Annotated in this window: 9 protein-coding genes and 1 riboswitch; of the genes, 5 read left to right on the top strand and 4 right to left on the bottom strand. The window is 64.7% G+C overall.

Features of this window, described 5'->3' with window-relative positions; all coding sequences use genetic code 11:
- Positions 1-199: 199 nt before the first annotated feature.
- A riboswitch (cyclic di-AMP (ydaO/yuaA leader) is annotated at positions 200-370 on the top strand.
- 132 nt (positions 371-502) lie between these two features.
- Complete coding sequence (locus AB1446_01350) at positions 503-1,654, top strand: NAD/NADP octopine/nopaline dehydrogenase family protein (protein MEW6545550.1); 1,152 nt, start codon at positions 503-505, stop codon at positions 1,652-1,654.
- Positions 1,651-3,330: a cobalamin B12-binding domain-containing protein gene (locus AB1446_01345; protein ID MEW6545549.1), complete on the top strand. Its 1,680-nt coding sequence runs from the start codon at positions 1,651-1,653 to the stop codon at positions 3,328-3,330. Before AB1446_01350 ends, AB1446_01345 begins: the two co-directional genes overlap by 4 nt.
- Before the next feature lie 19 nt (positions 3,331-3,349).
- Here the strand turns inward: AB1446_01345 and AB1446_01340 are convergent, their stop codons facing one another.
- From AB1446_01340 to AB1446_01330, 3 genes are all read right to left on the bottom strand, one after another.
- A complete protein-coding gene (locus AB1446_01340) occupies positions 3,350-4,492 on the bottom strand; it encodes a BtrH N-terminal domain-containing protein (GenBank protein MEW6545548.1) in 1,143 nt (380 codons plus the stop codon).
- Positions 4,493-4,564: 72 nt separating this feature from the next.
- A complete protein-coding gene (locus AB1446_01335) occupies positions 4,565-5,554 on the bottom strand; it encodes an EamA family transporter (protein ID MEW6545547.1) in 990 nt (329 codons plus the stop codon).
- 61 nt (positions 5,555-5,615) lie between these two features.
- Positions 5,616-6,632, bottom strand: coding sequence for a hypothetical protein (locus AB1446_01330; protein ID MEW6545546.1), 1,017 nt, complete (start codon positions 6,630-6,632; stop codon positions 5,616-5,618).
- 247 nt (positions 6,633-6,879) lie between these two features.
- On the opposite strand from AB1446_01330, the gene AB1446_01325 reads away from it, so the two are divergent.
- Positions 6,880-8,181 carry a clostripain-related cysteine peptidase gene (locus AB1446_01325; protein MEW6545545.1) on the top strand — a complete coding sequence of 434 codons (1,302 nt, stop codon included), beginning with the start codon at positions 6,880-6,882 and terminating at the stop codon, positions 8,179-8,181.
- 23 nt (positions 8,182-8,204) lie between these two features.
- On the opposite strand, the gene AB1446_01320 is transcribed toward AB1446_01325, so the two are convergent.
- The gene (locus AB1446_01320) at positions 8,205-8,765 is read right to left on the bottom strand and encodes a hypothetical protein (protein MEW6545544.1); all 561 of its coding nucleotides are present in this window, start codon (positions 8,763-8,765) and stop codon (positions 8,205-8,207) included.
- A 170-nt stretch (positions 8,766-8,935) separates the two neighbouring features.
- Between AB1446_01320 and AB1446_01315 the strand changes: the two genes are divergently transcribed.
- Entirely contained in the window at positions 8,936-9,445 is a 510-nt protein-coding gene (locus tag AB1446_01315; GenBank protein ID MEW6545543.1) for a hypothetical protein, read from the top strand.
- 91 nt (positions 9,446-9,536) lie between these two features.
- Complete coding sequence (locus AB1446_01310; protein ID MEW6545542.1) at positions 9,537-10,295, top strand: GvpL/GvpF family gas vesicle protein; 759 nt, start codon at positions 9,537-9,539, stop codon at positions 10,293-10,295.
- Positions 10,296-10,316: the final 21 nt, after the last annotated feature.

The following is a 10,316-nucleotide window of genomic DNA, read 5'->3' as shown; positions in this document are numbered from 1 at the left end:
TGACCATCCCCCGTCGATTCCGGATGGTCTAGGCTTCGAAACATCTGGCCGTCGCCTCCTTCGAGTACCTTTTGGTTTTGAGGCAACGACCTCGCTTCGAGTACTTTTTACGTGAGGCAACGCGGGGTGTTGACAGGGAGCTGGAGAATATGCTAGCCTCAGGTAGAACCTAATAATGCTTGGTTGGCTTACCGGCCAATCCGCTTGATCGCTGAATTCCCCTGAAGGGGAAGCGGGGGAACCAAACCAACGGGGCGAATCTCGTCCGGGCCTCAGGTGGCCGAAGGGTGGCACAAGGCGAAGGCGAGACGGGTCAGACTCTTTCGATCCGAGCCCGGCAGCTAACCTCGTAAGCGTGGAAAGAGGAGGTGGATTGGGCCCGGGCAAGTGACTGACTCCTTTAAGGGGAACATCATGCCCGACCCAGGAAACGACCTCCCGGGTCGGGTTTTTCCACCTCCAGGGCCGGCGCCGCCAGGCCGAGGAGGTGTTTCATTTGCGTGTGCGAGCTTGTGGGGTTCGAGGTGATCCAGGGCGGCCGTCGTTCGCCGTCCTGGGGGCGGGGAACGGCGGTCAGGCCATGGCCGCCCACCTGGCGATGCAGGGGGTGGACGTGGTCCTGTACAACCGCACCCCTGGCCGCATCGAAGATCTGGCGAGCAGGGGGGTGCTCAAGGTCACGGGTGCCATTGAGGCCCGGGTGCCGGTCAAGCCGTACCGCGAGGGCTGCGGGGTGGGCGTGGTGTATGTGACCTCTTCTGTGCGGGATGCGGCGCGGGCGCGGGTGCTGATGGTCACGGTGCCGGCGACCGGCCACCGGGATCTGGCGCATGCTCTGGCTCCCTACGTGGATGAACACCAGGTGGTGGTCTTGAATCCGGGGCGAACCCTGGGCGCTCTGGAGACTGAGCATGCGTTACGGGCCGGGGGCTGCCGGGGATTGCCCGTGGTGGCCGAGGTGCAGAGCCTGCTGTATGCGGCCAGGGTACTGGAACCCGGTCACGTACACATCTTCAGCATCAAGCACCGGGTTCCCCTGGCGGCCCTCCCGGCCTGGCAGACACCCCGGGTACTGGCTCTGCTACGGGGATTCTTCCCCCAGTTCGTCCCGGCAGAGACGGTGTTGCACACCAGCCTGGACAATATCGGAGCGGTGTTCCATCCTGCCCCGGTGCTGCTCAACTTGGCCCGCGTCGAAGCCGGGGAGACGTTCGACCATTACCACCAGGGGATCACGCCGGCAGTGGCGCGAATCGTGGAGGCTCTGGACGCTGAACGTCTGGCCGTGGCCAGGGCGCTGGGGATTTCCCTGCCCACGGCCCGGGATTGGCTGAAGTGGGTCTATGGCTCGTACGGTCCCGACCTGTTCGGGGCCCTGCAGGAGACGGGGGCTTACCGGGGGATCAGGGCTCCCGGGAGCCTGGATACGCGCTACCTCTGGGAGGATGTGCCTACTGGCCTGGTGCCCCTGGCGTCCCTGGGGGAACTGGCGGAGGTACCCACCCCCACCATGCGCAGCCTGATCCACCTGGCATCGCTGGTGCACGGCATCGATTACTTCCGCCACGGCCGGACTCTTGGCCGTATGGGTCTAGCCGAGATGGACCTGAACGGTTTGCTCGACTACGTGCGGGAAGGCAGGGAAGCAGCATGACCGTAGCAAGGCAGGCGGGCGGCATGAGCCGTCCCACAGTGCTCGCAGCTACTCTGGGAGATTGCGTGCATGTGGCGGGCGTGTTCGGCTTCCTGCGGCTGGCGGAAGACCAGGGGTACCGGTGCCATTTCCTGGGGCCGGCTCGCTCACCGGAGGAGGTGGCCCAGGCCATAGAGACGCACCGGCCCGATCTGGTGGCCCTCTCTTACCGGTTGACGCCCGAGGCGGCAGGACGCCTGCTCGCTGACCTGAAGGAACTGCTCGAGCACAAGGGTCTTCTGCCCAGGCGCATGGCTTTCGGAGGGACTCCCCCGGTGGCCGAGGTGGCCCGCCGGACGGGGCTGTTCGAGCGCGCCTTCGATGGTTCCGAGGGGGATGAGGCGGTAATTGCCTATCTCAAGGGCCGGGAGGAGGCGGGGCGGGAGGAACGTTTCCCCCAGACCCTGCCCGGGCGCGTGGCCTGGCAAGCCCCGTATCCCCTCATCCGCCACCACTTCGGGCTACCCTCGCTGGAAGCCACCGTCGAGGGAGCCCGCCGGCTGGCGGAGGCCCGCATCCTGGACGTGATTTCCATCGGCCCGGACCAGAATGCCCAGGAGAGTTTCTTCCGGCCCCACGAGATGGATCCCCGCCAGGACGGCGCCGGCGGGGTGCCGGTGCGGCGACCGGAGGACTTCGCCGCTATCTACGCGGCCTCCCGGTGCGGCAACTACCCCCTGGTGCGCTCGTACAGCGGCACGCGAGACCTGATCCCCATGGCCCGCATGCTGAAGAATACCATCAACCTGGCCTGGGGTGCCGTGCCCCTCATGTGGTACAACGTGCTGGACGGCCGGAGCTCGCGCCCCCTGGGGGAATCCATCCGCGAGGCCCAGCAGGCCATGCGCTGGCACGCGCGGGAAGGAATCCCTTTGGAGGTCAATGAGGCTCACCACTGGAGCCTGCGGGATGCCCCCGATCAGGTGGCGGTGGCTGCCGCCTTCCTGGCTGCATACAACGCCAAGAGGGCCGGCGTGACCCACTACGTGGCCCAGTATATGTTCAACACCCCACCGGGTACCACGTTCCCCATGGACCTGGGCAAGATGCTGGCCAAGGTGGAATTGATCGAGTCTCTGCAGGACAGCCACTTCACCGTCTACCGACAGACGCGGACGGGCCTGGCCAGCCTTCCCGTGGACATGAGCCTGGCGAAGGGGCAGTCGGCCTCCTCCACCATGCTGCAGATGAGCCTGCGTCCCCACATCGTGCACGTGGTGGCCCACTGCGAGGCGCATCACGCTGCCACACCTGAGGACATTATCGAAGCGGTGGGGATAGCTCGGGGCGTGATCCGGAACGCCATCCACGGGTTACCCGACATGACCCGCGATCCCCTGGTGCAGGAGCGGAAGGAAGAGCTGCTCCACGAGGCCCGTCTGCTCCTGGAGGCCATCAGGGAGATCGCTCCTCCCGGCACTGTCGACCCGTGGGCCGATGCGGCCACCCTCGCCCTGGCCGTGCGCATCGGGCTCCTCGATGCGCCTCACCTGCAGGGGAACCCTGCCGCGCGCGGTGCCGTGCGCACGCGCATCGTGGGGGGAGCCTGCCGGGCCGTGGACGACGAGGGCTTACCCATGCCCGAGAAGGTACGCATCGCCCGCCTGCTGGCAGGAGGCCGCCGGGCCGCGACCTGACAACGGGATGCGAGGCGGTTCAGACGGTAGCCAGAAGGTGGAAAGCCTCCTCCTCATGAGAGGCCGCTTCCAGCAGGATGCCGGAGAGACGGCGCAACCCGGCGGCGACCTCGGTGGGGCCGCGCGGCCCTGGGGCGGTGTCTGCGAGTTGACGGAAGAGGGTTGCCGCTTCGCTCCACAGGGAGGCGGCCCTCTCCATTTCAGCGACCGCCGTAGGAGGGATCTCCGGCACCAGGGCGCGGGCTTCCCGCAGGAAGGCGGCATACATCCGGCGGAAAGCGCTGCCCCCCGTCCCCCTCTTCTCGATCATCTGGTAAGCAAAGCGACAGCACCAGGAGAAGTCGGGGGCATCCATCCATGCGGGAAGGGAGGCAGACATGGCGCGTAAGCCCGATATTCCGAAGTGCTCGACCCCGAGCCGTGCCAGTTCGGGGGGCGGCGGGGTGTGCAGGTAGCAGCGGGCACAGGTGGCCAGAGCAGCGCGGATCGCCTCGGGCAGAATCCGGGAGGCGACCTGGAATGCGGGGATGGGGGTCCACTGCCCGTCCACGGGGAAGGGTGGGGCCAGCGAGTGCATGGCCTGCCGGAAGCGGGTATAGGGCACCTGCTGCAGTTCGGGCCAGGCGGTATCGGCCAGCAGGACCTTCCCTTCCTCAATGCCCCCGTCCAGCCCTTGGGGATTCTGGCCGGCTCCGGTCACACCGCCGCCTTTGGGTTGGACAACCCCGTACGCTCTGGACGCAGGTGCACCCCCGGCTTCCTCTCCCGGAGGGAGGTAACCTGCCACTACCACCGCATGTCCGCCAAAATGGACGGTGGATGCGTAGTAATCCAGATAGTAAAGGTCTGTAAGGGCAAGGATAGGGACGTCCCGGTCTACGTAGCTCGATAGTTCTTCCCATTCAAGGGGAGCGTTGTGCCATGCGAATGGGACTCCCAGGTGGGAGAAGAAGTGGTGCTCCAGGTAGGGGGCACGCCCGCAAAAGCCGTGGGACGGGGACAGGGCAGGACCCGCCATGTAGGCGAAACCCAACCCAGCTCCCAGTCCGAAGCAGATGGCTTCGGACAGTTCAACCCCCGCACAAGATTCGGCCAAGTCGCGCAGGGCCGTGGACCCGCAATGCGCGCCCGGCCTGTGGACGAATCCGGAAACAATCCGCACCGTTGCCTCCTCCCCTGGTAGGGCAGCCCGGCTGAAGCAGTACCCCGGTGCGTGGGGAGTATGTTCGCCGGTCTAAGGCCCATCCCCTGCCACTGCCCCGCGTACGGGGACGGTGGCGGTGTTCTTTCCCTCCAGGCTGACGGTGCAGATTGCGCCCAGCACCACGACCATCCCGGCGGCCTGGGTCAGCGTCAAATGTTCTCCGAGGACCAACCATCCCAGGAAGGCGGCCACCAGGGGCTCTATGGTGAGCAATATGGACGCCGGGGCGGCTTCCACGCGGCACAGGCCATATGTAACCAGGAGAAACGCGGCCAGGCCGGGCCCGGCTGACATGAGGAGGATGGTTCCAGCAGTGCCGGCCGTGACCTCGGGTACCCGGGTGACGTCAGCCACTCCGGTAAGCGCAGCTGCGTCCGGTGCCAGGCGTACCCAGGCGGAGCGGATGGCGAGCAACAGGGGTAGCCCCGACAGGGGGCCCCAGATCTGGATGGTGGCGGGAGAGTAGGTGGCGGAAAGGCGCCGCAGCACCAGGAGGTTCACGGCGTAGAAGAATCCGGATCCCAGGCCGGTCATCAATGCCAGGGGAGAGACGGCATAGGCGCTCAATGCCCCCGGGGGGAGGACGCCCGTCACCAGGGCCAGTCCCAGGACGCTCAGCCCCAGGGCCAGAACCTTGTGCCCCGTAAGCTTTTCCTTCAGAAACGCCCGGGCCAGGAGGGCAACGAAGAGAGGGGCCGTGTAGTTGAGCAGGACTGCCACGGCCAGGGGGGCGCCCACCAGGGTGAGGATGAACATGGGCTGGGAAGTGCCGGGGCCGGAGATACCGGAGAGCAGGAAGTAGGGGAAGTCCCGGCGCCGGATGGATAGCAGGCGCGGGCGCAGCATGGTCACGCCCGCGGCGAGGAGGACTAGGGAACAGGTGGTACGGACAGCGGCGACGTCCAGAGGCTGCCATCCGTGCGTGTTCAGCGCGCGCACGAACAGTCCCGTGGTACCCCAGGTTATGCCTCCCACCACCAGAGCAACGTAGCCGGAGGTGCGTGCAGAAATCTTGAACACGGATATTACGGTATCAGAAGCGCCCCCACGCTGGCAAGGCGGTTATTGGCCGGGAGAGGGTTCAGGAAGCCCTTGGGCCCAGTGGCACCATGCCCGGGATGCGGTAGCCGCGCACCCTCAGTATTTCCGCTGCCGTAACAGAGAAAACCTGCGCCACATATGTCAGCCAGTCGCTGCCGCCTCCGGCTCCGGCGGTGATAGCAGCCACGGCTGAAGTGTCTCCAGGGTTGATAAACCCACTTACGTCAACGGTTAGAGTATCCCACAGGCCGTCCAGAGGAAAGAAAACCAGCCCATCCTGGCCGTCGAAAGCATCGGCGGTTTTGAGACCTGTCCCCGGTCCCGCTACGGCCGTCGCTTCAAAAAGGGCGGAGTCGCTCAGAAAACGCGCCTGGCCATCTGACACTATATAGGTGGTCTTGGCCTGGACAGGGCTGGTAGCGACGAAATTCTGGAGAGTGGTGGACACCGTGTTGCCGAAAACGGTCTGCCCGCCATCGTTGACGATCACCGTTTTCAACGGAAAGCCGGGGTTGCTGAAGATCACAACCAGGGATGCTCCGTTGAGCAGGGGAAATGCCCTCGGGGCGTCCTGCGGTGGAGTTCCGTCGGTCAGCCCGGAGGGAAATTCCGTCAGGAAGTTGCTTCCCGCCACAGCAATCTCGCTGACATCGGCGCGGAAGACGTCGGCGAGGGTGGTGCCGGCTTCCGCTTCAGCGAGATCAGGCCAACCCGGGCTGCCCGTGGTGGCAATCAATGTTCCTGTGATAGCCTGCCCATTGAGCCAGCCGCCAGCGGGTGCTGGGCCTGCCGCCGCCTGGCGAATGATCGACCAGTATAACAGGGCCCGCACGATGCTGGAATAAGGGGGAAGGTCGATGGCGATTTGCCCCGAGCCCAGATTGCGCATGCCCACGCCGGCTGCCACATAGTCTCCGTTGAGAGTGACGAGAAAGCTTTGAGTGAGTGGCTGCTGCGGTCCGATTAGAGTCGCAGCCGTCCGCATTCGGGCGAGGACCTGTTCTTCTGTCGCTCCGCCTGCGGAGGGACCTGCTCTGGTCATTTCTTTTTCAGCCATCGTTATCCCCTTTTCAGAGCGTCGCACACCTGGTGACGGTCGTCTGGCGCCGGCAGGGGAGCATGCTGGCCCAGTGCTCGAAGCTGCTCTGGCCTTGCTATTCCCCGCACACATTCTTATGCCGGACCACGAGATTATGTCACCGGCCTTTTCCGGAAGTTTGGCTGCATGACCCGGCAAGGAACGATCATGTCCCCCGCCCATACACTGATGAAGAAGATGCTGGTCCGGGTCAGGTGAAGACGGAATGCGCGAACCCTGCCGCGGCGCCCAACACAGGCATACCCTGTGGACCGTGCTGATCTACCTGGCGGGTGCGGGCGGACTGGAACCAGCAGTGAGTCGATCGCTGTTGGATCTGGAACGGGCAAGGGCAGAGGGGTTGGATGTCGTGGTGCAGTTAGCGCGGGCCCCGCAAGGGCTGGCCCGGGACCCGGGCGGCAGGCCTGCAAATTCGGCCTTCGGTGGTAAGTGGACGGGGGCAAGACGGTACCTTCTTCGGGCCACGGTGGGGGTGGTGCGAAAGGGGAGGGCAGTCGCCACAAGCGGCCGCTGGACCCTGGTGGCTGAGCGGCCGGACGTGAACATGGCTGATCCCCACACGCTGTACGACTTTGTAAGGTGGGGTCTTGAAAGGGCGTCGTCCCCGTACCGGATGGTCATCCTGTCTGGCCACGGTGTGGGCATCCTCGGTGCGCTCACTGATTTTGCGAACGGCGCCGTCTGGGTCATGGGTGTCAATGGGCTTGCCCGCGCCCTTTCTCTGGCTCAGGCCCATGCCGGAAAGGCGATTGACGTGCTGGTTCTGGATGCGTGTTACATGAATTCCCTTGAGGTCGCGTACGAACTGGCTGCGTCCGATCCGCCGGCTGCTCGACACCTGGTGGTTCCGGCTGAGATCTCCTCCCTTGAGGGCTGGCCCTACCGTAAGATCCTGGAGTCGCTCGGCCAGCGCCAGGGGAGCGGGGCAGCGGGTGGGTGTAACTATGGCCCGGGCCCTGTCCCCGAAGAGAGGCTGGGGGAGGGACGGACCGCCCGGGGTAGCGCGGCAGTGAGCACCCTGATCAGGTGCATAGGCTCCGCCTGCGAGTATCCCCCTGTCGCCATAAAGTTGGACGGCAATTTCTTCGGGCTGATCAAAGCGGCAGCCCACGGCCTGGCGCAGTGCCTTCTGGCTCAGGGAACGCCTGCAGCAGGACGGGCTCTGAGCAGCCTGCATGCCCTCCTGCGCCATGGCGACCGGTCGCATCCTTGTTTTGGTGCGTTGCGCCGGCTGCAAGAGGCAGCCGCCGAGGTGATCATCACAGGGTGCGAACCTGAGCCAAACGACCGGCACCGGTACCTGACGGTATTCGTCCCCACGTACCCTGCGGAGTACCGCGAATGGAGTCCTTACTATGAAACCCTCCAGTTCGCCCGCGACAACGCCTGGGTGCGGCTGCTGGGGGGTCCTCTGGGCTCCGAGGAAGTTTCTGCTTACCCGGGTGATCTCTTGCCCGGCCCCATCCCCATGCCTGGCCACATTCTGGTTTCATCTGCCAGGCTGTGACCACGGGGGACCCGTCCCAAAAGTCACGCCTGCTGCCCTGCGTAACGGGAGGGCACGAAGACAACGCGGATGTCTCCCGGCAGGAATCTGGTGACCTGATGCGCAGCCCCCACGAAGAGGACGCCCGTCTCCCCTTCCATCAGAGTTTCCGCGATTCGGGTAGCCATGTGACGATCGCGGGCCAAGAGCAACTGATCAAACTCTTCCCTGGGGCAAGTTCTGCCGCTGCTTACCAGTTCGTATTCCCGCAGCAGCAGGCGCAGATCCTCGGTGGCAATCAGGGTGGCCCCTCTTTTTACTAGTTCCTGCACCAGCTTGTAGTTGGGGCTACCTCGTGCTGCCAGGCTGCGCACCACTCTCAGGCCATCGCTGCCTCCCGCAGGCAAGCTGTCGTGGTAAACCTTCACCCGGCTCCAGTCCAGCCCGAGGAGATCCAGTTCCCGGGATATTTGGTGCCAGTATGCGCGGATTTCCTGCTGATGGCGCGCCCAGGTTTCTTTGCCGTACCGGGAGCGCGCCCGGGATGCGGCGGAACCAAGGTCAACCTCGGCGTGAATTATGGAAACATGAATCAGTGTCCGCATGGCGGTTGTCCGTGGCCCTCCCGGTTATAAGGTATGCGGAGTGCCCCCGCCACTGTAACCGGGGCGCAATGCTATGCTTTATGTCCCCAGTTGCCCGGTGGGCATATACTGACTACCGCCAGGGATCCGACTCGCGGTATCGGGACTATTGCCCGGGGGGAGTGCTGGCGGTGAGTATTGTCCACAAGGGCCTGACTCTGACGCCGCTGGAAGCCCTGGTGAGTGTCATCCACAGCACTCACCTGGAGCGGTACGAGCGCTTTCATACCTACACACTGTATCAGCCCATCCAGAGCATTGAGAGTTCGTCCGTACACCTCACATCGGTGCGTGTACTTCCTGACGAGCCGGGCTGGTGCGTCTTTTTCCGGTACAAGGTAGTCGCGACACTTCGCACCTCCCGGTTGGGCATGCGCACCCTGACCAGGTGTCACCACGGCTTTTACCTGGCTCCTCGTTCCCGTGATGCCGATCTGTGCCAGGCACCGGTGGCGCGGGTCGTGGATGCCCGTTGCGAGAGCGGCCTTACAGCCATCAACGGCAAGGCGCTGCTTATGATGCGGGTCAGGATCGAACTGGCCCTGCACGAAACCCGGGTGGAACCGCGGACGGTGGCCGAGGTGGTTTTCTCGGCGTCTGCCCCTGGCAGGGCCCCGGGACCGGATGCGCCTTCCCGTTGAGATGAAAGCGTCTCTGGGACGCCAGTGGTGCATCCCACACTTGAGGCGGCCATACACACTGTCCGCTGCCGGCACGGAGGCGGATGTGACCATGGCTGAAACAGGCCTCTACCTTTACGGGATAACTGACGGCACGAGCGAGGTATCGCTGGGCCCCGTGGGAGTGGGTGACCCGCCGGCAGAGGTGAAGGTCATCCCACTGGGAGGTATGGCTGCCGTCGTCAGCCCTGCTCCCGACGGAGGAGTTGCTCCCAAGGTGGCGTACCTTCTCGCCCACGACCGGGTGCTCAACTGCCTGATACCCGAGTACACGGTGCTGCCGGTTGCCTTTGGTACCGTGGTTCCGGGCGAGAGCGAACTGAGAGCCTGCTTGGCCATGTACAGCAGCGTGCTCACGTCTGAACTTGAGCGACTGCGGCACAAGGTGGAGGCAGAATTGAAAGTTTTCTGGGTGCCCGAAGCGGTGCTGCGGGCCGCCGGATACGACCCCGCGCAAATGCAGTCAGCGGGCGAGCACAATCCCGCCCAGAGGTACCAGATCGCCATCGAGGTGGGTCAGGCTGTGGAAGCAACGGTACAGGCGTGGCGGCAGCGCTTCACGCCCGAGATCTGCAATCACCTGGCCCCTTGCTGCCTGGGGTACCGGCTCAACCAGCCCCTATCAGTCCGGATGTTGATAAATGCTGCTTTTCTGGTGTCCAGGGACTGCGAACCGGACCTGGCGCGTGCCGTCCGAGCGCTGGGCGACCGGCATGCACACCAGCTCTCGTTCAAGTACGTAGCTCCCCTGCCTCCCTACAACTTCGTGGAGATCAACCTGCCCTGGCGACGCCGGCCAGGCGAGGGATAGACGGTGGTGGGGCCGGGGCAT

It is taken from the genome of Bacillota bacterium, from assembly GCA_040757085.1.
GTDB lineage: Bacteria > Bacillota > Sulfobacillia > JACIYH01 > JACIYH01 > JACIYH01.
This window is presented reverse-complemented; position numbering and strand designations above follow the sequence as displayed.